This window comes from Rhodopirellula sp. J20-39 (genome assembly GCF_057365095.1).
This window is the reverse complement of sequence record NZ_CP195123.1, coordinates 187854-210744: the sequence shown is the minus strand read 5'-3', so window position 1 is coordinate 210744 and position 22891 is coordinate 187854. Positions and strand designations below refer to the sequence as shown.

The 22891-nt window shown below is 56.5% G+C and carries 17 protein-coding genes; 16 read left to right on the top strand and 1 reads right to left on the bottom strand.

Translation table 11 applies throughout. The annotated features are described in order from the left end of the window. Positions 1–103: 103 nt before the first annotated feature. A complete protein-coding gene (locus ACR3ZL_RS00695) occupies positions 104–1027 on the top strand; it encodes an LLM class oxidoreductase (protein ID WP_473653442.1) in 924 nt (307 codons plus the stop codon). Beyond that, a complete protein-coding gene (locus tag ACR3ZL_RS00690; RefSeq protein WP_473649800.1) occupies positions 1027–1827 on the top strand; it encodes an SDR family NAD(P)-dependent oxidoreductase in 801 nt (266 codons plus the stop codon). Before ACR3ZL_RS00695 ends, ACR3ZL_RS00690 begins: the two co-directional genes overlap by 1 nt. A 225-nt stretch (positions 1828–2052) precedes the next feature. Here the strand turns inward: ACR3ZL_RS00690 and ACR3ZL_RS00685 are convergent, their stop codons facing one another. Continuing rightward, on the bottom strand, positions 2053–3261 hold the full coding sequence (locus ACR3ZL_RS00685; protein ID WP_486173136.1) for a hypothetical protein: 1209 nt from the start codon (positions 3259–3261) through the stop codon (positions 2053–2055). A 328-nt stretch (positions 3262–3589) separates the two neighbouring features. On the opposite strand from ACR3ZL_RS00685, the gene tssK reads away from it, so the two are divergent. The 14 genes from tssK to ACR3ZL_RS00615 all read left to right on the top strand — a co-directional run bounded on the left by tssK (position 3590) and on the right by ACR3ZL_RS00615 (position 22880). Next, complete coding sequence (tssK, locus tag ACR3ZL_RS00680) at positions 3590–5086, top strand: type VI secretion system baseplate subunit TssK (RefSeq protein ID WP_231845820.1); 1497 nt, start codon at positions 3590–3592, stop codon at positions 5084–5086. Then, positions 5086–5730, top strand: a complete 645-nt coding sequence (locus ACR3ZL_RS00675; RefSeq protein ID WP_473649802.1) for a DotU family type IV/VI secretion system protein — start codon at positions 5086–5088, stop codon at positions 5728–5730. Before tssK ends, ACR3ZL_RS00675 begins: the two co-directional genes overlap by 1 nt. Positions 5731–5763: 33 nt before the next feature. Then, the gene (locus ACR3ZL_RS00670; RefSeq protein ID WP_486173135.1) at positions 5764–7497 is read left to right on the top strand and encodes a type VI secretion system protein; all 1734 of its coding nucleotides are present in this window, start codon (positions 5764–5766) and stop codon (positions 7495–7497) included. A 150-nt stretch (positions 7498–7647) separates the two neighbouring features. Next, positions 7648–8721 carry a type VI secretion system protein TssA gene (gene tssA / locus ACR3ZL_RS00665; RefSeq protein ID WP_473649804.1) on the top strand — a complete coding sequence of 358 codons (1074 nt, stop codon included), beginning with the start codon at positions 7648–7650 and terminating at the stop codon, positions 8719–8721. 68 nt (positions 8722–8789) lie between these two features. Further along, a complete protein-coding gene (tssB, locus tag ACR3ZL_RS00660) occupies positions 8790–9314 on the top strand; it encodes a type VI secretion system contractile sheath small subunit (RefSeq protein WP_007328775.1) in 525 nt (174 codons plus the stop codon). 47 nt (positions 9315–9361) lie between these two features. Then, a complete protein-coding gene (gene tssC / locus ACR3ZL_RS00655; protein ID WP_007328776.1) occupies positions 9362–10864 on the top strand; it encodes a type VI secretion system contractile sheath large subunit in 1503 nt (500 codons plus the stop codon). A 53-nt stretch (positions 10865–10917) separates the two neighbouring features. Continuing rightward, the gene (locus tag ACR3ZL_RS00650; RefSeq protein ID WP_007328777.1) at positions 10918–11397 is read left to right on the top strand and encodes an Hcp family type VI secretion system effector; all 480 of its coding nucleotides are present in this window, start codon (positions 10918–10920) and stop codon (positions 11395–11397) included. Between the two features lie 11 nt (positions 11398–11408). After that, complete coding sequence (gene tssE / locus ACR3ZL_RS00645) at positions 11409–11963, top strand: type VI secretion system baseplate subunit TssE (protein WP_007328778.1); 555 nt, start codon at positions 11409–11411, stop codon at positions 11961–11963. A 179-nt stretch (positions 11964–12142) separates the two neighbouring features. Continuing rightward, a complete protein-coding gene (gene tssF / locus ACR3ZL_RS00640; RefSeq protein WP_473649805.1) occupies positions 12143–14044 on the top strand; it encodes a type VI secretion system baseplate subunit TssF in 1902 nt (633 codons plus the stop codon). Positions 14045–14130: 86 nt separating this feature from the next. Next, positions 14131–15180: a type VI secretion system baseplate subunit TssG gene (gene tssG / locus ACR3ZL_RS00635; protein WP_461505957.1), complete on the top strand. Its 1050-nt coding sequence runs from the start codon at positions 14131–14133 to the stop codon at positions 15178–15180. Positions 15181–15202: 22 nt separating this feature from the next. Continuing rightward, positions 15203–17197 (top strand): type VI secretion system tip protein TssI/VgrG, encoded by a 1995-nt coding sequence (gene tssI, locus ACR3ZL_RS00630; protein WP_486173134.1) that lies wholly within the window; start codon positions 15203–15205, stop codon positions 17195–17197. A gap of 83 nt (positions 17198–17280) precedes the next feature. Further along, positions 17281–18195, top strand: a complete 915-nt coding sequence (locus ACR3ZL_RS00625; protein ID WP_473649807.1) for a DUF6931 family protein — start codon at positions 17281–17283, stop codon at positions 18193–18195. After that, positions 18195–18485: a PAAR domain-containing protein gene (locus ACR3ZL_RS00620; protein WP_037201656.1), complete on the top strand. Its 291-nt coding sequence runs from the start codon at positions 18195–18197 to the stop codon at positions 18483–18485. Before ACR3ZL_RS00625 ends, ACR3ZL_RS00620 begins: the two co-directional genes overlap by 1 nt. 3 nt (positions 18486–18488) lie before the next feature. Continuing rightward, the gene (locus tag ACR3ZL_RS00615) at positions 18489–22880 is read left to right on the top strand and encodes a carboxypeptidase-like regulatory domain-containing protein (protein WP_473649808.1); all 4392 of its coding nucleotides are present in this window, start codon (positions 18489–18491) and stop codon (positions 22878–22880) included. The last annotated feature ends 11 nt before the right edge of the window (positions 22881–22891 follow it).

Sequence of the window (22891 nt, the reverse complement as noted above, 5' to 3'; positions counted from 1 at the left end):
ACCGACGGCTTTCCACTCCCCTTGATCGATCGAAAGTGAGATGTCCTCCGCAACCACTCCCGAAACCGTTGAATTCCAATCCATCAACCGTGGGTACAACAGCGTGTTCCATGCGAACCGACTGAGCCTCGGATTGGTGGTTCCGATTGAAAACTACGGTGATGGACCTGTCCCGGAAATGCACCGACACATCGAACGTGTGCAGCTTGCCGAAGCATTGGGTTTCTCGGCGGTCTGGTTGCGTGATGTCCCATTCAATGTCCCGGCTTTTGGGGATGCCGGTCAGACTTATGACCCATTCGTGTATCTCGGACTGTTGTCGGGATTGACCGAACGGATCGCGTTGGGTGTTGCCAGCATCATTTTGCCTCTGCGACATCCCGCTCACGTTGCCAAAGCCGCCGCCACGGCGGATGTGTTGTCCGGAGGCCGACTGATCCTTGGCGTGGCTTCCGGGGATCGTCCAGAAGAGTACCCCGCGATCAACGCCCCCTTTGCTGATCGAGGTGCGAGTTTTCGCGAATCCTACCGATACATCCGCAAGATGAGTGATTCATGGCCACGCTTCGACAACCAACGCGGCCGAGTCATGGGCGAAATGGACATGCTACCCAAGCCGGTCTCCGGCAGGCTTCCATTGCTGATCACGGGCAGCAGTCAACAGAGTCCCGAGTGGTTAGCGGCTCACGGTGATGGCTGGATGACTTACCCGCGACCAGCCGAATCGCAAGCACGAATCATTCAGGATTGGCGCCAGCGAATGCGAACCATCGGGCGTCCCTACCAACCTGTCTTGCAACCGCTCTACATCGACCTCACCGAGTCCCCCGACACACCGCCCACACCCATTCATCTGGGATTGCGAATCGGTATCAATCCGCTTCGCGAGTACCTGCGGTCGCGGCAGGAAATGGGGATCAATCACATCGCCTTGAACCTGCGATTCAACCAAGCCGACATCGAGTCGACCATGAAACGCATCGCCGACGAACTACTCCCCGAATTCCAACACGAAGAGAGAAAATAATGAAACGCATTTTGATCACTGGTGCCACCGATGGCATTGGCCTAGAAACCGCCAAGGCATTGGTCTCACGAGGTCACCATGTCTTGATTCACGGCCGCAATGCGGACAAGCTCAAACAAGTCGAGCAATCTCTAAGCTCGCTGTCGAGCGAGACATCGATCGAATCGTACCTCGCGGATCTGTCGGACATCAGTGAAGTTGAGTCGCTTGCCAGTTCAGTCGCCGCGAAACATGACCACCTTGACGCGCTGATCAACAACGCTGGTGTGCTGTCCACATCCGATCCGATGACTCCTGACGGACTTGATGTTCGATTTGTGGTCAACACAATCGCACCCTACGTGCTGGCAAAGCGACTTCGATCGCGGATGGATTCATCCGGACGGATCGTCAACGTTTCCTCTGCCGCTCAAAAGCCTGTCGACATGGCTGCGTTCCGTGGTGAACTTCAATTGGACGACCTCGAGGCCTACTCCCAAAGCAAGCTTGCACTCACCATGTGGTCCCGAGGGTTAGCTGATAAGCTTGGCACCGATGGCCCAGCGATCATTGCCGTGAATCCGGGCTCTCTGCTTTCCAGCAAGATGGTCCATCAGGCGTTCGGCGTTCCAGGAAAAGACATCACGATCGGGGCCAACATCCTTGTCCGTGCAGCTCTGGACGAAGAGTTCGCCGATGTCTCAGGCCAATACTTCAACAACGACGCCGGAGAATTCGGCCCGCCACACGCCGATGCACTGGATGCAGAAAAAAATGCCGCGATCATCGATCATTTGGAATCGGTACTTGCGACCACATAAGAGTCCAACGTGTTCCATTGAAATGCTGATGGGAACCACTCACGCAAGTTCGCGCAGCAAGTTCGCGGTAGACACTTGGTCGCAATGAACTTTAGGTTGGAGATAGATTGTGGGCGAACGCTCCGCGGTCGCACTTGGTCGCACCGACCGCGGAGCGTTCGGCCACATTGATTTTCGGAGCTTGTCGTTTCGGCCGGAGCAGACGCGGGATCCGGCTTTGGCCGCTCAGAGTGCTAGGCGAAGATCAAAGACAATGCGAGTGTCGAACCAGTCGTCGTCGGCCGCTGTGATACCCGCTGCGAAGCCGAACTCCCAAAGGCCGAGGTCGTTTTCTGGACCGAGTACGAAGCGGGCGCCTGGGTAGAACTCGATGGCGGTATCTCCATCGATGGAACGTGGTGCGCCAGCAGTTGGCGTGTAGCCCCCAAACAGAAAGGACAGTGTTCTCATTTCGAACGTCGGTAGGAATGCGAACACATCGCTTTCGGCAGCAATCGTGCTGATGCCCCATCCGGTGGTCAGAACATCGCCGGCGACGTTGGCGGTGCCTTTAAGCGGCGTCCAGTATTTGATTTCACTGAACAGGTAGGTTTCGGGGCGGAGGCATCTTCGGGTCAACATGCCCAATTCCAACGATGTGTGTCCCGTGCCAAGACCTCGATCGGACGGCCCCGTGGCGAGGTAGGTGCGGAAAATCGTGGCGACTTTGGTTCGTTCCCCGTCAACCAACAACGCCTGTGCACCCAAGACCATGTCGCCAAAGCCAGTCGTGTTTGCGTTCACTTCAGGGTCCAGTGACCGCATGGTGTACTGTGTCATTGCCATCAGTTTTTCGTTGCCCGCAGCAAGACGAACGATGACGTCCTGGGTGTTAACGCCGGTTTCTGGGGCGGGGCCAGCGCCCCAATAGTATTCCGCTCGATCCGGCGTTTTTAGTCCAGAATCAAGTTGGTACCGGATCCCGACATGAGGAGTGACGATTGCTGTGTCGACAACGTTGGGTGCGAACATCACTCGTTCGTATCCGATACCTCGGTCGCGACAGCGGTTTTGGCGAAACTTGGATCCGAGATTGAAGCGATCCAAGCCCGTATGAATTTCTGGGAAAGACCAGTCTCGCCATGGAGTCCATCGGCTGGATACCAGTTCTCGACATTGTTGGCTGCCACAGCCGGCGGAACACCCAGCTTCGCAATCACAACTTGCTTCGCAGTCACAACTCGACTCGCAATCGCAGCTTTTGCCGATCGGCGTGTTGTATTGAATACCAAGCAAGTCCGCAGAATCATCGGTCACGTGTTCAGGGATGAGGCTCGGCGTTTGGTTCAGGACCGATTCGAAAGGAACCTCACTCGGTGTGATCGGGTCAAATAGCGGTGCCTCGATCAAGCCTTCGTCATAAAACGCTGCGTCGGAAAGCATCTCATCGCGCATCGTCATATCATCGAGGTGATCCCACTGGCTCGGATTTTGTGCCGAGAGTGGGAATGCCACGATAGCGTGCAATAGCAGCAATACGGTGAGAATGGATTTGATCACACTTCGTCGCGGGCCTAGATGATGTGGCTGTTCACTTCGCGAGTCAAAGTGAAGTCACGAGAAGCGTGAAAGCTAACCGTGAAACTGATAGTGGCGGGCTGTAGCGATAATATCGTCTAGAAGTGTGCGGCTGATTTAGCTAATCTCCAGCGACAAACCAGAATTGGGTGCCCCAGTGAGTCAAATTGACTCAGTGCCCGGTTAACCTTCGGAAAGGAATCCGATGCAGAATCTTGCGGTCCATTGGCACGAGGGACTGTTCCTCCGACCACACCATCTCCAGGCATGGGATCGCCATTGGCAGGAAAGCCAAGCGGCGGCTTCGCGCTGGCAGAACCCCTACAGCTATGGACTGGCGAGCATCTCAATCAACGCCGATGCGCTCGCGTTGGGCTTTTTCCAACTCGACGGCGTCCGAGCCAAAATGCCTGAAGGCACGTTGGTGGAATTGGCTGTGGGAGAAACAACCGAACGAGTCGACCTGCGGGCTGGATTTGCCGTTTCCGGTGCCACTTCCTCGACTTCGGCAACACCGGACGCTGCTCACGAAACCATTCCGGTTGGCGGCGGCGACAGCGTCGACGTGTTCCTTGCCGTTCCTCGGTTGCAGCTTGGAGTTTCCAACGTGGCCGAAGGCGATCAAGCCGAAGGAGCCCGTTTTCGACAACTTCAAATTCATGTTCCTGACGAAACCGATGGTGCCAGCGTTGAGCCCGTTCTGTTTCGCCGCGTCAACGCCGTCCTCAAACTTTCGACCGAAGATCTGACCGGCTACGACGTCTTGCGGATCGCTCGCGTGAAACGAGGCACGGTTGGCGGAGCGATCGCGGAATTGGATGAACGATACGTCCCACCGTTGATGGACTGTGCCGCATGGTCGCAAATGAGACAGCGATTTCTGCGGCCGATCCACGACATGATGATGCTCAAGATCGAACTGTTGTCGCAGCTCGTCAATGATCGCAGCGTTCGAATGGACGCCGAACAACCCGGTGATCTTCAACGCATCTTGATGCTTCAAACGCTCAACCAAGCCGCCGCGGTTCTGGGTGTTCTGAATCAATCCAGCGGCGTCCATCCGTGGAACGCCTACGTGGAACTCAGCCGTGTCGCCGGTGGGTTGGATCTGTTTGGTGAAACACGATCTTTGCAGGCGATCGCCGCCTACGATCACGATGCGATCGGCCCCTTGTTTCAAGAGTTGCGACGACGAATCGAATCGCGAATCGCATCGGTCGGCCAGAATGCTTACCAACAACGCTTCTTCATCGGAGCAGGATTGGGCATGCAGGTCAGCCTGGATCCGCAATGGCTGACGAGCGATTGGCAGTGCGTCTTGGGCGTGCGTCGTGGCAAACTCTCCGCCGCGGGACTCGACAAACTGCTCTCACCCGGCTTCCTCGATTGGAAAATGGGAAGCGCCCGCCAAGTCGAAACGCTGTACAGCAAACGCGCGATGGGATTGGAACTGAAACCATTGCGAGAAGTCCCCCGAGTCTTGCCTTCTCAATCGGACTGGAGCTTCTTCGAGATCAGCGGCCGCGGTCCGGCCTGGACCGACGTGTTGGACACCGGCACGATCGCGCTTCGAATTCGCGAGCAATTGATTGATGATCCGCAACAACTGGCGGGCAATCAAACCTTGAAGGTTCGCATGGACGCTCACACCGCATCACTGCAGTTCGCAATCTTTGCGACCAAGCGATCGGATTCAGTGTGATGAATGAATCACTCGAACAATTTGCCGACGACTACACCGAATGTGTGCTGGAACTGATCGACCGACTGCACGCCGACGAGCCCTTGGATCCCGTTGCCATTCACCAGTCCTTGTCGCAGCGTTTGACAGAGGCGAGGCAAAGTCATCATCACGATGATCGCTGGGAAGAGGCCATGTACGCGTTGGTCTCTCTGACCGACGAGTTGTTGCTGGAAATGCCATGGTCCGGTCGATCATGGTGGAACGATCACGTGTTGGAAGCCAGCCTGTTTGGTTCGCGTGATTGCAGCGAACGCTTCTATCAAATGGCCGCGGTCGCCAGTCGTGACTCTTCGACCGGCGTCTTGCGAGTCTTCCATGACTGCGTCCTGCTGGGATTCCGTGGTGTGTACTCAATTCCGGGATTGTCAGAAGCCACGACGAAAGAGCTGGGCATTCCGGCAACGTTGGAAATGTGGCTAGAAAAAACACAGCATCAACTCAGCAGCGACTCTGCCGAGGTGGATACTCCGGCGCGTCTGCACCGATCCCTGAGCGGAGCGGCACCGAACACGACACGACGAAGCATCGTTTGGTGGACGGTCGCGGCGGCAACGATGTTGATCGCCAACATCACGATGTACACGCTTTCGGCGGGAAAGTAATGCCAATCCCATACAACTCGACGAGAACGACCGATGTCCGATGACGCGACGCCCAGTCTGAAAGATCGCCTGAAATTGCGACTGAACGTGTCGTTGGCAGCCATGGTTGCCGCGTTGGTGGGAGTCGGTCTGCTCGTCTTGGCCGCGGCAGCTTGGTTGGTTTACTCAATCGACCCAACGCGAATTGCCTGGGGCGACTACATGACGCTTCAGCGTGGTGTGTGGTTGCTGGTTCTTTGGGCACTTTCCTGCGTGGTCACTTATGTGACGGTACGCATTTGGATGGCCGACATGCCTCTCGGCGACGCACGAGTTCGCGCCGGCTGGAAATCGGGCATGCAATTGCTGTCGCAGCATAGCGTGGGACTCAACCAAATCCCTTGCTTCTTGGTGTTGGGTTGTGAAACACGTCACCAACAAGAAGCGTGGCTCGGATCCGAAGGGGCTCCCGTCTCTCAATCGACGTCCGAAGGATCCCCCGCGATCGACTGGCATTTGTCCAAAGATCGCTTGCTGATCTTTTGCCGAGACATTGGTGTGTATGGAACACTCTTGCGAAGCGGAACGTCGGACGAACACGCCGAGCAGCCAAAATCGATTCCCGACCATGTCGCCGAAGCATCCGCATTGACATCTGATGCAAACACCAGCGAGAAACCGGCAAGCGACAACGACGAATCATCCCCCGCTGATTCACCTGGCGATGACGCAGCAAACGAAAGTGCTGCTGAACCACTTGCCACCGGAGGAAACCCCGCGGCCGTTGCCGTGGCTCAGCCTCAAACTCAGACTGCAAAGGCACAAGCCACGTCGGTCACTCACGCCATGCAATCGCTCGAACGAGCCGATCGCTTGGTCCAGGACGCTCAATCCATCCGGCCGATGGCTCAGCCCACTCGAGCCATCCCTGATTCGCTGTCCTCCGTTCGCACCACGCAATCACAGCAAGAGTTGTCTGATCTTTGCGCACGACTGAGAGCCGAACGATTTCCACATGCCCCCATCAACGGCACGCTTGTGATGGTCGATTCGCGAATGATCGCAGAAAGCGGTTCTTCGCCTGGTGAATCCGGCCGAAAAATCGGACGAGCGATCCGTCGCGATCTCGATCAGATGCAATCCGAATTGGGAATCGCCAGCCCAGTCACCATGATGATCGCCGAGAACGACCATCCCGACGACTACAAGGAATTGCAACGACGTCTGCGGATGGTGGAACAACAATCGTCCGTGGCGTTGGGCAAACCATTTGTCTCGGAAGAAATCCCCACGGGCGAAGCAATGAATCAATTGGCGAATGACACGATTCGAGAGATCGAAAATCGTGTCAAGCAGGTTTTCCAAGTCCCTCGTTCGTTGACCCAACCTCAAAATCACCGCTTGGTTCGCGTTCTGATCCAATGTCGTCGTTGGCGATCCTCGCTGCGAAGCTTGATGGTCGAAAGCTGCGCAGCCAATCCCGTCGACATGTCGTCTTCGCATTCCGGAGGCGTTTCGGAAGTGAACGCACCGATCGTCAGCGGCCTGTTTGTCGCGTCACCAGGCGATCGTTCGTCCAAGAGCAACGGTTCGAAGGGATACTTCTTCGAATCCGTCGTCGCACACATGATCGATCAACAAAACCATCTGACTTGGACGTCGGAAGAACGCCAAGCCTGGCGACGTCACCAACGATTCGCGACGTCTCTGATGGTGGTCACCGGAATCTTGATTGCACTGTTTCTCACCCAGCTTTGGATGTTGCTGCGTCCCATCGTTTTGGCTTGATTCCGCTTCGCATGATTGGATCATTCCACGCATTTCTTGAAAAAGAGATCAAAGTGACTCAGGGTTGAGAACCGAAAAGTCGATTCAATCGCTACAGGCAAAAATTCAGATAGTGATGAGTGTCCGCCAAACCAAGACCCGACATCGTTCATGACCATTGCCGACCTCTCAACGCTAACCGCCCCCGTGTCTCCGGACTCGCCTTCGGGCGTGAGTCTTGAGTACGACGCACGGTTTGTTGAGATGACCCGGTTGGCAGAAGGCACTCGAGAACAGCAGTACGGCAAGACCGTCATTGCGGCTCAACCACCGGATTGGCGAGCCATTCACCAGCTAGCGATCGAGATGGCGAGCGAAACTCGCGACCTCCGGTTGGCGGTTCTCTTGGTCGAAAGCCTGACGCATCTGAAGGGTCTCGACGGTCTGACCGAGGCGATGACGCTTCTTCGCGATTGGGTTCGCGACCATTGGGACGACGTTCATCCACAACTGGACCCCGAAGACAACAACGATCCATTCATACGAATCAATGCCTTGGGTCGTCTTTGTGAGCCAGAGCGATTGCCATCGATGATCGGCCGGATGACGCTGGTCGAATCGCTGCCTCATGTGGTGGTGACACTCAACGATGTGCGTCGATCGCGTGGCGAGTCCAATGCGACCTCGTCCGCGGATTCTCCCACACCGATGGAAGTGGAAGCCGCCTTTTTGGCGATGCCCGTTGCCGAACTTCGACATCGCTACGAAATCTGCCAACAAGCAGAAAACGCACTGCGAGAGACGGTGGACTTCCTGGAACAGCATCTCGGTACCGGGATTTGGGAAACCAAAGAATTATCATCCTGCCTTTCCGCGTGCGGCCAATTGTACAAGACACATCTTCGACAGCGTTTGTCCGTTTCGGATGCCGCAGTCAGAGATGTCAGCGGCGATGAATGCGAGCCAGCCGCTTCTCACGACACTTCCAATGAGTGGGACTCTGAAGACGTTGACGAGTCGATCGTCAGCCTCAGTCGCATTCGGGTTCAATCTCGCGAAGAAGCTGCCCAGGCGCTCGACGCGGCGACGAGGTACTTCGAGTTGCATGAACCGTCCAGCCCCGTGCCGCTCTTGCTGCGTCGGGCTCGCCGGATGATCAACCAAGACTTCGTCGACATCATTCGAGAACTTGCACCTGACGCACTCTCGCAAGCAATCAATTTAGCGGGTCAGTTTGAAGACTAATGCCCCAGTCATCAAACCTGACCAATCACAAATTCACCCTATCGCCGCTGTTCTGAAAAGGAAAGTTGATGTCCGAAAGCAGCCAAAAATTCATTGCTCGTAACCGTCCACCTCGCGTTCAAATCGAATACGACGTGGAAACTTACGGTTCCGAGAAAAAGGTTCAGCTTCCTTTCGTGATGGGAGTGCTTGCTGACTTGTCGGGCAATCCGTCCGAGCCACTCGAAGACGTCGCCGATCGGAAGTTCCTGGAAACGGACATCGACAATTTCGACGACCGTTTGAAATCGATGAAGCCACGCGCTGCGTTTCAGGTGGACAACACGCTGACCGGCGAAGGCAGCCTGAACATCGACTTGACCTTCGAATCCATGGACGACTTCACCCCCGGCCAAATTGCCAAACGTGTTGAACCACTCAACAAGTTGCTCAACGCACGAACGCAATTGGCTCAGTTGGTGACCTACATGGACGGCAAAGCCGGCGCCGAGGAATTGGTGTCCCGATTGATCAATGATCCTGAACTGTTGAAAGAGCTCGCTGAAAAGCCGCTCGAAATTGACGAATCCGATTCGGCCGCAGAAGCCGCCTGATCGAATCGTCACACCAACACCCACCACCAATCTCGAAGGACTCAAGGATGAGCGAAACACAATCGGAAACCACGGAAGCCGCTCCCGATATCACCGACACAATCACACTCGACACATTGTCGGAATTGTTGGAAGCCGAATTCAAGCCACGCACCGATGACGCCGGGTTGGCTGTCACACGGGCAGTCAACACGCTAGCAGCTCAACTTGTGACCAGTGAGATGGTTGCCGAGAGCGACGTGATCAAGACGATCGAAGCCTTGGTGGCCGAAATCGACAGCAAGATCTCGGAGCAAATGAATGAGATTCTGCACCACGATGACTTCCAACAACTCGAAGGTGCATGGCGTGGTTTCGCGCACTTGGTGAACAACACCGAGACCGACGAGATGCTGAAAATTCGCGTCCTGAACATCTCCAAGAAAGATCTTCACAAGACGCTGAAGAAGTTCAAAGGAACCGCTTGGGATCAAAGCCCGATCTTCAAGAAGTTGTATGAAGAAGAGTACGGCCAATTCGGTGGTGAACCCTACGGTGCATTGATCGGCGACTACTACTTCGATCACTCGCCCGTCGACGTCGAATTGCTGGGCGAAATCGCGAAGATCTCCGCCGCCGCACACGCCCCATTCATCACCGCGGCTGCGCCCGCTTTGATGCACATGGATTCGTGGCAAGAGCTCGGCAATCCTCGCGATTTGACCAAGATCTTCCAAACCGTCGAATACGCATCGTGGCGTTCGCTTCGCGACGACGAAGATTCGCGTTACATCGGTTTGACGATGCCGCGTTTCCTGTCACGTCAGCCTTACGGTGCCGCGACCAACCCCGTGGAAGAATTCGCGTTCGAAGAAGAAACCGCGGGTCCAGACCACAGCCGATACGTTTGGTCCAACAGTGCCTACGCTTTCGCTGTGAACATCAACCGCTCGTTCAAAATGCACGGCTGGTGCTCACGGATTCGTGGTGTGGAATCGGGCGGAGCAGTTGAAAAACTGCCCGTTCACGTCTTCCCAACCGATGACGGCGGCGTGGACATGAAATGTCCCACCGAAATCTCGATCAGCGATCGTCGCGAAGCCGAATTGGCGAAGAACGGACTGATGCCATTGGTGTTCCGCAAGAACAGCGACTTGGCTGCGTTCATCGGTGCTCAGTCGCTCAACAACCCAAGCTTGTTCGAAGACGACGACGCAACCGCCAACGCTCGTTTGTCGGGCCGTTTGCCGTATCTGTTTGCCGTCTGCCGCTTTGCTCACTATTTGAAGTGCATCGTTCGCGACAAAGTGGGTTCGTTCAAAGAACGTGCCGACATGCAAATCTGGCTCAACAACTGGATCAGCCAGTACGTCGACACAAACCCAGCCACCGCATCGGAATTGGACAAAGCTCGTCGTCCTTTGGCGGGTGCAGAAGTGGTCGTCGAAGAGATCCCGGGCAACCCTGGATACTACACCGCCAAATTCTTCTTGCGTCCTCACTTCCAACTGGAAGGTTTGACCGTGTCATTGCGACTCGTTAGCAAGCTGCCGTCCGCCAAGGCCGCTTGATCATTCGGCTTTGAGACGACCCCAAACAACATTCATTCCAGGAAACTGAAACCATGATTTTTTTGAAGTTCACGACTGAGATCAAGGGCGACGCAACGGTTGCGGGCTACGAAGACCAGATCAAGTTGACCTCGGTCTCTTTCGGTGCCAATCGTACCGTCGCAAGCGTTGCCGGCAGCTCGGCTCGTGAAACCGGCTCGCCCGCGTTCACCGAACTGCAATGCGCAAAGGACTTCGACATCGCGTCGACCGAGTTGTTCATGCAAAGTGTCTCAGGTGCTTCGCTGCAAGGCGCAACCCTGACTTACTTGCAAACCGACAACGAAGGTAACCCGCAGGTTTACTTGACCGTGACATTGGTCGACCCAATCGTCACCAGCTACTCACAGTCGAGCATGGGCGACAGCAAGCCTTGCGAAAACTTCACGCTCAACTTCACCGAGATCAAAATGGCGTACACCAAGTACGACGGCGACTCGGCGAAGAAAGCGACCGAGAAGGGCTGGAACCTGTCGGAACAGAAAGCCGCCTAGGCTGAGCTGTCATGGCATCCAACGAACCGATCGAACAACCGTCATCCTCGCTCCTGGATCGATTGATCCGTGGCGAGAGCGGTGGCGGTGGCGACGTTCGTGTGATGCCAAATTCTCGATCGCCAGGCGGTGTTTCACGCCAGCAACGTCGCCAACACATGGCGATTTTGAGTTCGCAAATCGAACGCGATCTGTTGGCGTTGTTTGGAACACGCCGAATGTCCGAGGACACCGATCTGTCGGCTTGGCCATTGGTTCAAAAAAGCGTGTTGAACTATGGCGTTCCCGATCTGACGGGAATGACCAGCAGCGGATTGGACCTGCGACATCTTCAACGAGAGTTCACCGAAGCGATTCGGCGTTTTGAACCTCGGCTGCGACCGGACACTCTGGATGTGACCTGCCGGTTGAATGAGTACGTGCGTGGCGACGTGATCGTGCAAATCCAGGCCCTCTTTGGCCCCTCCGATGCGTTGGAATCCTTTGCGATGGGCATCTCGATCTGCTTGGGCAACGGGCAATGTCAGAAAGTGGTGCCGGGACACGGTCAACGCCGAGCGGCGTAGCTGGTTTGTGGTCTGCGAATTACCTCTTGGGACGCGAAGCCCAATTGTGCTATTGAGCAAGAACCGTGATGAGTGTCACGGTCAAAATGACCACAGCCCACGAGTGAGCGTAGGAAAGATGGCTTTGCCAAACATCCCGCACACTCAACTCCTTCGTTCACCTCGGTTGGATTTGACGCATGGAAGCTCAGTTCCTCGATCATTACAACCGAGAACTCGGCTACCTGAGAGAACTGGGGGCGGAGTTCGCACAAGAATACCCTGCGGTCGCCGGTCGACTGGGCATGGACGAATTCGCGTGCGCCGATCCTTTCGTCGAACGTCTGCTAGAAGGTTTCGCGTTTTTGGCGGCGCGAGTCCATCGCCGTTTGGATTCCGAGTTTCCGCAACTCACCCGCGGATTGTTGCAATCGATCTACCCGCACTACACGCGGCCGATCCCATCCGCGGCAATCGTTCAAATCCATCCCGATCCTGACGAGGGATCGCTGGCCAGCGGCTACCGTTTGCCCAGAGGTTCTCGTTTGCAGGGACCGTCCAGCCAAACCTGCCCAACGCCGTGTCGATTCGAAACAACCGCTCCGGTTGATTTGTGGCCGATTCAATTGATGGACGTGGAGTGGGTGGAACGTGGCACCGCGACCCGTCGACCGATGCCTTCCATCATGAAGGGCATGCCTTGTCGCGCGGCACTGCGAATCACGCTGCAAACCACGGCCGGCTTGCCCATGTCGGCACTTGAACTGGACAGCCTACCGATTCATCTTCGCGGTGGCGAAACCGCTCATCAGTTGCTTGAGTTGCTCATCGCACATCAGAACGCCATCGTTGTCGGCAATGCAGCGTCGGATCAATGGCAACAACTGGATTCGGCTTCGCTGGTCGCTGGTGGATTTGATGATGCAGAAGCTTTGTTGCCCGGCGAACCTCGGTCGTTCAGTGGATACCGTTTGCTGCAAGAGTATTTCTTGTTGCCAGAAAAGTTCCTGTTCGTAACGCTGAAGGGGTTGTCCCAAGCCGTTTCCATGGCAAAGGGCAACCAACTTGAAATCATCATCGGCGTTGACCAATCGCAGAAGGATTTGGTGGGACGTCTCAACCGTGAACACTTGGCGTTGCACTGTGTTCCGGCAGTCAACTTGTTCAAGCAACGGGCCGATCGTGTCCCGATTTCGGAAACCAAATCCGAACACCAACTGTTGGTCGACCGCAGCCGACCCATGGACTTTGAAATTTGGTCGGTCGAACAATTGCTCGGTCACGGAACATCGGCTCAGCAAGAAGTTGAGTTCCTCCCGCTGTACGCACCGCCAACCAACATGGCCGCTCGCCAGCAGCACGCGGCCTACTACACACTCGATCGTCGTCCGCGACAACCTTCGACGAACCAACGTGAGTACGGTCATCGCTCGCCATACTTGGGGACCGAAGTCTTTGTGACACTGACCGATTCAAGTCAACGACCTTCACGGCATCCGATTCGCCAACTGTCCTCGACGGTCTATTGCACCAACCGCGACCTCGCGCTACTGAAACCGAAAGCCGGTTGGCGGGACGCGTTCACGTTGGATGGACCGGGACCAGTTGCTTCCATCAGTTGTCTGTCCGGCCCCACCACACCGCGTGCACCGCTCACCACCGAAGATGGCGAGACATGTTGGCGACTGGTCAATCACTTGACGTCCAACTTCCTATCGCTGTGCGATCGCGAAAAATCGTCCGATCCCAACTCGAATCATGCGGCCGCGTTGCTGCGGCAAACCCTGTATCTGTATTGCCCCGAAGACTTGCCCGCGACACGACGTCAGGTGGACGGGATTCTGGCAGTGACCAATCAAGCTGTCACGCGGCAAATTCCAATGCCCGGCCCCATCGTTCACGGTCGCGGAGTGCACCTGGAATTGGAGTTGGACGAGTCGGCGTTCGAAGGCGGAGGTGCCTTCTTGCTCGCCGGAGTGCTGGATCGTTTCATGGCACGCTTTGTGTCATTGAACAGCTTCACACAAACGTCGCTCCGCACGCCCTCACGTGGCCCGGTGCATCGATGGCCGGTTCGCACCGGGACAACCGCACTGATCTAGCCCACTGCATCGATCGATCGCCTTCTTTGGGTAATACCCTCACGCCGAAACATTGAATCGCCATTCCCGTTCCGACTGACAAGTCCATGACCACTTCAGACTCCACCGCCAATTGGGAACAGCGTCTCACGGGAGAACTCGGGAAACCGGTTCAGTCGCTGGATTTCTTTCAAGCGATGCGACGAATTGAAGGCGAGTCACCGACGATGCCTCGCGTTGGTCACGCCAGACAAACGAGCCAAGAGGCCGTCCGGATCCGGCAAACCACGGCACTGGACTTTGCACCCGCAACGATTGACCGAATCGATTCGGGGCACGATGAGCGTGCACACATCAGCCAACGGTTCTTTGGTCTGCTCGGGCCGGGAGGTCCGTTGCCACTGCACATGACCGAAACGGTCCGGCATGAAACCAGGCACAACGCCGACCCCGCGTTGGAATCGTTTCTCAACCTATTCCATCACCGCATGGCCACGCTGTTTTATCGAGCGTGGAGCAGCAGTCGCGGCGCGGTCCAACGTGATCGCCCAGAAACGGACCGCTTCGCAGCGTACGTGGGCTCCATCTCTGGCACGCTGAATCCTGGTGCAGAATCCGACGCCGATCAAACCTCTGCTGACAACTCGGGACTGTACTTCAGCGGCCGTTTTGGGTCCACACATCGCAACGCCGAAGGTCTCGCGGCGGTGGTTTCCGCAACCGTGCACGCGGATGCGAATGTCAAGACATTTCAGTTGAGGAAACTCCGTTTGGAACCAGAAGACCGAACGCTGCTCTCTCCATCGGAACGGCCATCTGGTCGCGGAGAATCTGCGGGCCGCGGTGGTCGCTTGGGACAAAGTGTTGTGCTCGGACGCAGTGTCCCAGATCGTTGCTCGATGGTCGATTTGGACATTGGGCCGATCCCGTTTGATTTGTTTCAAGAACTACTGCCTGGCGGTGAATCGCACAACACCCTTCATGATTTGATTCGAGGCTATGTCGATCCCGGATTGGATTGCCGCGTTCGTCTGATCTTGGATCGCAACACGATCCCACGATTGTCACTGGGACGCGTCGGTGCTCTTGGCCGAAGTGCTTGGGTTCACGGAAAAGCTCCCCGCGCCGATGTCGGCGACTGCCAATTCATTCTCTAGCGTTGCACAGCATTTCATCGTCATGACTCTGACCCAAGCCAACCGTCCGATCGCCGTCAGCACACCGTTGGATGACGATGCGCTCGTGTTGACCGGTGTGTCTTGGACAGAACAACTGGGGCGACCCTTTGGCGGGACGTTGGATTTGGTCAGCTCTGAAGGCGATATCGATCCGCTCGACCTGCTCAAACAACCTGTCTCGATTCGCATCGGCGATGCAGACGATTCGCCCGAGTACTTGCACGGTTATGTCACTCGGTTCGGTCAAGTTGGCACCAGCGCTGGCTTGTACCAATACCACGCAACGCTTGCTCCCTGGATGGGATTGCTACGGCATGTCGGAGGGTCGCAAGTCTTTCAACAGCAGACCGTGGTCGAAATCGCCAAGGCGGTGATCGAGGCTCGAGGGTTCACCGGCGAACTGGAAGATCGACTCACACAAACGTATCGCCAACGCGCCTACTGCGTGCAATATGGCGAATCGGACTTTCAATTCCTCAGCCGACTGTTTGAAGAGGAAGGCATTTACTACTTCTTCGAATACACCCAGGACCAACACACGATGGTGCTGTGCGATGACGTCAGTGCCCATCAAGCGTCGACGTCTTTTGATTCACTGCCTTATCACGCGGTGGAACAACCGGGCACTGAAACGTGTCTGTCGCAGTGGACCTATGAGCGAGACTTCAACACGGCGTCATACGTGTTGCGAGACTACGATTTTCAGAAACCCCGCGCCGAAATGACCGTTCGCCAGAACGCGTCTGACACGGCAAGCGACTGGGAGTGGTACGAGTTCCCGGGTCAGTTCTTTGAGACCGATGACGGCCAACACTACGCACGCGTTCTGACCGAAGCCGCCACATCAGACCAACACGCCGCCGCCGTGGATGTTTCGACACCCTCGGTGATCGCAGGCAACCTTTTGACGATGACGTCGCATCCCGTCGATGATCTCAACCAAGAATACCTGATCGTCGGCCGGCATCTGATGATGACAGCCGGTGATGTTTCGGCCGGCGGCGGAGGTGCACACTCCTTTCATCTGAGCAATCGACTGCAGTTGCTTCCTTCCTCCATTCCCTACCGCAGCCGACAAACGACCGCACGGCCGGTCATGCGAGGCCCTCAAATCGCAACGGTTGTCGGCCCTGATGGTGAAGAAATCTGGACCGACGCGTATGGCCGCATCAAAGTGCAATTCGCTTGGGATTTAGTCGGAACCGGTGATGACAGCAGTTCCTGTTGGATTCGCGTGACGCAGCCTTGGACCGGCAGGGGATGGGGTGCGGTCTCGATTCCGCGAGTGGGCGAAGAAGTGATCGTGGCGTTCTTGGACGGCAACGTGGATCGACCGATCGTGACCGGTCGGGTCTTCAATGCCGATCGCATGCCCCCGGAAGACCTGGCCGATGGTCAAGCCAAAACGGTCTTTCGCACACGAAGCACCAAAGAAGGAGACACGAACTGTTTCCACGAACTGACGTTTGATGACACGAAAGATGCCGAGCAAATTTATTTGCACAGCGAACGTGATTTTGTTCGAGTCGTCGAAAACGATGATTCCTTGAAAGTCGGTTTCGACAAATCAGACAGCGGCGACCAAACGATCGAAATCTACAACGATCAAAACGTCCAAATCGGTGTCGGCAGCGGATCGGGAAGCCAGACGACTGAGATCGGCCAAGACCGCACGACGACGATCGATGCGGGCGACGACAACCTGACGATCAAGCAAGGCGATCAAAATGTGTCGGTGGAAAGCGGCGCGATCACGATTGAAGCGGCCACGTCGATCACGTTGAAGTGCGGTCAATCTTCCATCGAGTTGACACCATCGGGCATCAACATCCAAGCAACCGAAATCGCCATCAAGGGCGATGCAAAGATCAGCATGGCCGCTCCCGAAATTGAAGCCGCCGCTGATGCATCGATGACACTCAAAGGCAGCGCAACAGCAGAACTCAGTTCAGGCGGCTCGCTCACGGTCAAAGGAGCCATCGTCCAAATCAACTGAAATCCCTCAAAAAGGGGTCAGCCCCCTTTTTCGCAGAATTTGGCCTCGCGTTTGTCCGCTTCTTCCCAATCTTTCGATTCACCATGCCACTTTTACTCACCGCTCATCCTGCTGACGACACCGATGTGCGATTGATCTTGCGCGTCGGTCAAGAGGCACGCGTGGGCAGTAGCGAGTGGGTGGAAATGAGCCTTCCAGATGACGCCGCTTTGTCGCCGGAACACTTTGTCGTTCGCTGCGGAACCAACGCGGTGATCGAAGTCCTCGATGGTCAGAATGCACTGATCGTCGCTGGAGACTCATGCGATCGGCTCACGCTGTCTGAGACAGGCCAGTGCGAGACCGAATTCGTTGCCGGTCAAACCGCTTTCTCGGTTCGTTGGTCACCCGATGTGACGACGGCAACCCCCGAAGCGAAGTCAAAACAACAAGCCTCATCCGACGAAATCCTCGACGATCATGCAACCATCGCTCGCCTTGCGAAAATGATGTCGATGTCCGAAGCATCCATCGCGTTGATCCACTCACCCGATCAAACGATGGACTTCCTTCAGCGTTTGATCGATTTGTCCCTGAACGACGACGCGATCCGGTTTCTCGCTGGTGCGTTGCCGATTCGAACCGCAATCGGTTGGGCGATCGAAGCATCGGGTTTTACCGATCGTGCCAGCAGTGCGCTCGGCCAAAGCATTCTCGCTTGGCAAACCTCGGGCGACGAAACCGACCGCCGCAAAGTTCGCGATCAACTGCCCGTCCATTCTCCTGACAACGTCACTCGTTGGATCGCTCAGGCGATCATTTTCAGCGGTGGCAGTCTGGGACCGGACGATCAACCGCCCATCCCACCGCCCGCCCACTTGAGCGGCGTCGCAATCATGACCGCGCATCGTTGGTCCGTTTCGGCAGAGGCTGATCGAGACCGCGCGATGCAACGATGGTTGCAGTCCGGCAGCGTACTGCTGCAACGTGAACAAGACACCAAGCAAGGGAACCAGTGATGCCGCCTGCTGCACGAATCATGGACGAACACAGTTGCTCGATGGTCACCGGTGTCGTCCCACATGTCGGAGGCCCGATCATCGGTCCGGGAGAACCAACGGTGCTGATCGGTGGCATGCCCGCCGCGGTTTTGGGCGATGAGGCCGAGTGCACCGGGCCACCCGACACTCTTTCCAAAGGTTCCGCCACCGTCATGATCGGTGGCAAACCCGCGGTTCGAATGGGTGACCCGACTGCCCACGGTGGATCGATCGCAACCGGTGAACCCACCGTTCAGGTCGGCGGCTAGAACATGAGCAAAACCAACAACAGCCCGCATGCCAACGAATCACGACTGCGAGATTGGCGAAACCAGCCGACCTCATCGAGATCGCGAACACGCATCAAGGTTGCGCTGACCGTGGTCCTCGCTTCCTTGCTTGGGATTTTTGTGATCTCCGTTTGGCGTCCCCTTGAATCACCTCGGTTGTTGATTCAATCGATCGGGCCGGTGCCGCCCAAAAAGCCCCAACCTGCCCCGGTGGTTCCGGCCCAGGCGGTTGCTCTTGCATCGCTGGATGCACTGGCGCAGTTCGGTCAGGCAATGCCGACGGCCCGCGTGACGCCAACGCGATCGCTCTCAGCCGCAAACCAATTCACGCAACCAGACTTCTCCGAAGGCACACGGCTCGTTCACCTTGCCGGTACCACGCTGGTGGTCGACGGCCATGCCATTTTGTTGTCGTTGAATTCAGAGTCGACGTTGCAAACATCGCCACTGGACGTTTCCGAGTTCCTTCGAAACCTTAGCAAAACTCAAACCCCCGTGATCGTGTTGATCGACGCGATCGAAAGCGTCAACGATTCGATCGGACGCTTGCCCGAGATGAACGCGTGGCAGTTCGCTCAGTGCCTCGATCGCGAAGTCTCGGCACTGAGCCATTCGAATGTTTTGGTCGTCGCGCATCACAACCAAATCAATCATGACCTGGTCGATCCAGCCCAACACGTCACGCCGCTCACACGCGCCGCGATGAACGGCTTGGAAGAACCCGCAGACATCAACGCCGACGGTGTCGTCTCGGTGGCCGAATGGTTGGATGTGGTCAGCCCCGAACGTCCCGACGGTGACGACCAAGCAGTGCCGCATTCCTTTTCCAGCATCCCGCGAGGACAGTGGAAACGTTATCTGTTGGCACCGGTTCAACCCGCTCCGGATCCCGAAGTCGACACCACACCCGCGGCGTCTGCCCAAGCGATTGCAACGCCATCGACAACTGTCGCCCCCCCCACTGCCGACTCGGAACAAGTCAAGCATCACACGGTCGATGTGACCGCACCCACGCTGGCGGTGGCGATTCAAATGCATGCCGATGGCATTCATACCAATCGCAGCGATCAGTGCAGCGAATTGTTTGACGGACTGCAAACGCTGCTCAACGCGGATGCCACCGAAGCCGCCGCGAAGACTTGGATGGACTCGCCCATTCCGTCCAGTGCGACGTGGGACGAAGTGGTGTGGGCCAGATCCGTGCTGCAGCAAAACGCACCTTGGGCACTCAAGCAATCACTGATCAAGTGCCGTGTCCTCGCCAACCAAGTCGCGATGAACCCGACGGTTCGCACATGGTTTGAACCCGAGTTGGCAGAAACACAATGGGTGCGACTGGATGCCGAACGGAGTCTGCTCAGCCCCGTGCGATCTGACTATCTGGCTCATGTGCATGACCAGACCGAGAAAGCGATTCGCACATTCACGAGACTGCAGAACGACGCGGTGGCGATCGATCGAGCCAGTGAATTACGAGATGAAGTCATCGATCACTTGAACGCGTTCGTGGCGATGCCGATTCGAGCCAAATCACTGATGGATGATTCAGTTTGCCAGTTGCTGCTCGAAACAATCTCGTTGCAACGATGGCTTGACACTGCCAACAGCGATTCGATGCATCAGGGCGACGCGATGATCCAGTCCATCGAACATCGCTTGTCTGGTTTACTTGCTGAACTTCAATCGCAACAGGACCAATCATCGTCGACCATCCAAACGGTCGCCGTTTCGCGATCCAGCGAAGGATTTGTTGAAAGCACGCGAACGCGAATTCAACGTTCGACCTTGGCCGCCCAACTCGAACTAGCTGGGACGGCGAGCAAACCGGGCACCCTGGATCGGTTGCAACAAGCCGCCCAAACCGCAAGCCAAACGCTGCTGAACGCATCGACATCCGAAGACGAAATGGTCACCGCCGTCGACCGTTACAAAGAACTCGTGCGGGCACTGAAATCGGACATCCAATCACCAGCCAAGCAAGGCATTGTGACAGCAGACTTGGATGCGGTGATGCAGCGTTGGTCGCAGATTTTGCCCACGCTCGTCGCGGACACGCGTGCCTGTGCCGTGGATGCAACCCAAGACGAACGGGAACGCTACGCGATCTCAAACAGCCGCTACCAACGCCTCGCCGCTTGGGCTGGGTTGCCCGCACTTCCCCGAGTCGAATCCAACACCAATGTTGACGTGACCGTTCAAGGCTCGCTGGCGATGTCAGATCGCGTGGTGCTGGACATCGCCGTTCAATCACCCTCGCAATCGATGGGTTCAGGGATTTTGGAAATCGAAACGGACGGTGGTTGGTTGCAGATCGACACATTGGCCGATTCAGCGATCACGCCTGTCCAACGCGTCTCGGGCGCCACCGACTATCGCTCGATCGTCGCTCAAAGAGCCACATCCACCTCAACCGCGTCTGAAAAACTTGGTTTGCCAGCGAAGCAAACGACCGCTTCGATCGAGATCCGCCGTGCATCCCAGACAGGGAACGTGAAGACGCCGGAAAAGTCCGCGATCAACCTTCGCTGGATCACTCAGAACAATATCTTTCGAACCAGTGTGCCTTTGGAATTGCCGTTGTCCGATTTCGCGACCGCTCGATCCAGTGCTGGCAACTCATGGGTCATGCATGCCAACCGAGACCTCTTTGCGCCGCTTTGGATCCAGCCAACGGACTCGTCATCGCAGTTTGTTCAGGTACGTCTGTTGGGCTGGTCCGACCCCGGGCGTACTTGCCCACCGACAATGAAGTCCGCGCAAGCCCAGCGATGGCTGGCCACCCAAACGCCTCCGACCGAATTGGCGATCCAGCCCAAACTGGCAACCACGTTGGGACAATGGACCAAGGTCATGTTCCCCGCTGCCAAACTGGAACCGGGTGCACCGCCCGTCACCGTCGCATCACTTTGGTGCGAAGTCACGGACACCGAAAACGATCGCGTGCAATGGATCGACTTGAGTCCTCGGGTGTATCGCCCCGACTCGCTGATTCAGCCGGTGGTGGCCTATGACCACAACGCTCGCAAAGTCGATGTGTCGATCAGCGCACTCGCTGGCGTCGATGGATCGACACATGTTCGCATCGAACTGGTCGACCTGCTGACTCATCAGACCGTGGCCCATGGCGAACAAATGATCGCCCCTGATTCTCGCGTCACCAAGTCGTTCTCGTCGGCCGCTTGTAATGGACATCCCATCGGCGTTCGAGTGCTGAGCGATCAGTGGCCGAGTGCGTTTGTGTTTCAGTTGGCGGGCAATCGCAGCGAGCAATTGCTCACCCCAACCGATGATCACGCGGCCGTCATCATCGGGGCTCCTTTGTTGCCCGATGCGTCAGCCTCCCGAGACGTTCCACCGGTGATCGTTTCCAAAGACGCTGAAACTGTCTCTGCCGATGTCTGGGTCGACCTCAGCGACAAACTGTTCCACTACGGCAACGACGTTGTGACATTGGGATTGGATTTGAATGGCGATCGCTACTTGCAAAACGAACCAACCGTTTCGGTCACCACGCCGGCCTCGATCGAATTCACATGGGCCGGTGTGGATCCACTTGGCCAACCAGGACTGCAAAGTCATGTTCGTCCGCATCGACTCAGTGTTCCGGTCGGCGTGGTGCGAAACCAGCGTGCTCCGCTGATCGCCAGCCTGCAACGAGGCGAGCAACTGATTTGGAGCAACCCGATCACGGCCGTGTTTGATACGTTGCCACCCAAGCTGAAGGACGTTCAGATCCGATCACCGTTGCCTGCGATCTTGGGCGGGCCAGTGGAGGTTCGTGTCACCGTTGATGACGCGGGACTCAGCGAAGCGGCTTCCATCCAAGCGGCTTGGGCGACGGCCGGTCAACAAGAGTTCACACCCGATGTGAAACCCGTTCCTGGGCAACGACTCGGCGATGGAAGCTGGGTCGTGATTCTTCCGACGGACAAGCTGGCATCGGGAACCCACACTTTGTTGATGCAAGCAACCGACGCAGCACAAAACCCAGGCCTGATCAAAACACTCGCGATCGAACTGCTCACCGAGGCGGAGTTGCAAGCTCGCCGCGAAGCCGAAGTCACCGTGTTACAAGGCAAAATCGCCTACGTGACTCTGCCGGTCGCAGGTATGAAAGTCGCGTTGAAAGCGTTGCCAAAAGAAAAGCCTGACAATCCTGACGAAAAAAGCGTGGAACAACCCTCCCAAGCGTCGAATTTACCCCAAGAGGCACTGACCGATGCGAGCGGTCATTTCGTGTTTCCCGCCGTAAAGGCAGGCCAATACGAATTGACATTGGAAGGTCTCTATCGCGGGGATCGCTATCGCAAAAGTGTGGAAGTCGCCGTGAAACCGCCTCAGCCAACTGACCTCCCCACCATCCGCATCGATTGAAGACGAACGCC

What these genes read in the sequence shown, in the direction of transcription:
- tssI (WP_486173134.1), top strand. Translation starts at nt 15,203, where the DNA reads ATGACTCTGACCCAAGCCAACCGTCCGATCGCCGTCAGCACACCGTTG.
- tssK (WP_231845820.1), top strand. Translation starts at nt 3,590, where the DNA reads ATGCAGAATCTTGCGGTCCATTGGCACGAGGGACTGTTCCTCCGACCA.
- ACR3ZL_RS00625 (WP_473649807.1), top strand. Translation starts at nt 17,281, where the DNA reads ATGCCACTTTTACTCACCGCTCATCCTGCTGACGACACCGATGTGCGA.
- ACR3ZL_RS00670 (WP_486173135.1), top strand. Translation starts at nt 5,764, where the DNA reads ATGTCCGATGACGCGACGCCCAGTCTGAAAGATCGCCTGAAATTGCGA.
- ACR3ZL_RS00615 (WP_473649808.1), top strand. Translation starts at nt 18,489, where the DNA reads ATGAGCAAAACCAACAACAGCCCGCATGCCAACGAATCACGACTGCGA.
- tssG (WP_461505957.1), top strand. Translation starts at nt 14,131, where the DNA reads ATGACCACTTCAGACTCCACCGCCAATTGGGAACAGCGTCTCACGGGA.
- ACR3ZL_RS00620 (WP_037201656.1), top strand. Translation starts at nt 18,195, where the DNA reads ATGCCGCCTGCTGCACGAATCATGGACGAACACAGTTGCTCGATGGTC.
- tssE (WP_007328778.1), top strand. Translation starts at nt 11,409, where the DNA reads ATGGCATCCAACGAACCGATCGAACAACCGTCATCCTCGCTCCTGGAT.
- ACR3ZL_RS00675 (WP_473649802.1), top strand. Translation starts at nt 5,086, where the DNA reads ATGAATGAATCACTCGAACAATTTGCCGACGACTACACCGAATGTGTG.
- ACR3ZL_RS00690 (WP_473649800.1), top strand. Translation starts at nt 1,027, where the DNA reads ATGAAACGCATTTTGATCACTGGTGCCACCGATGGCATTGGCCTAGAA.
- tssB (WP_007328775.1), top strand. Translation starts at nt 8,790, where the DNA reads ATGTCCGAAAGCAGCCAAAAATTCATTGCTCGTAACCGTCCACCTCGC.
- tssC (WP_007328776.1), top strand. Translation starts at nt 9,362, where the DNA reads ATGAGCGAAACACAATCGGAAACCACGGAAGCCGCTCCCGATATCACC.
- ACR3ZL_RS00685 (WP_486173136.1), bottom strand. Translation starts at nt 3,261, where the DNA reads ATGCGCGATGAGATGCTTTCCGACGCAGCGTTTTATGACGAAGGCTTG.
- ACR3ZL_RS00650 (WP_007328777.1), top strand. Translation starts at nt 10,918, where the DNA reads ATGATTTTTTTGAAGTTCACGACTGAGATCAAGGGCGACGCAACGGTT.
- tssA (WP_473649804.1), top strand. Translation starts at nt 7,648, where the DNA reads ATGACCATTGCCGACCTCTCAACGCTAACCGCCCCCGTGTCTCCGGAC.
- tssF (WP_473649805.1), top strand. Translation starts at nt 12,143, where the DNA reads ATGGAAGCTCAGTTCCTCGATCATTACAACCGAGAACTCGGCTACCTG.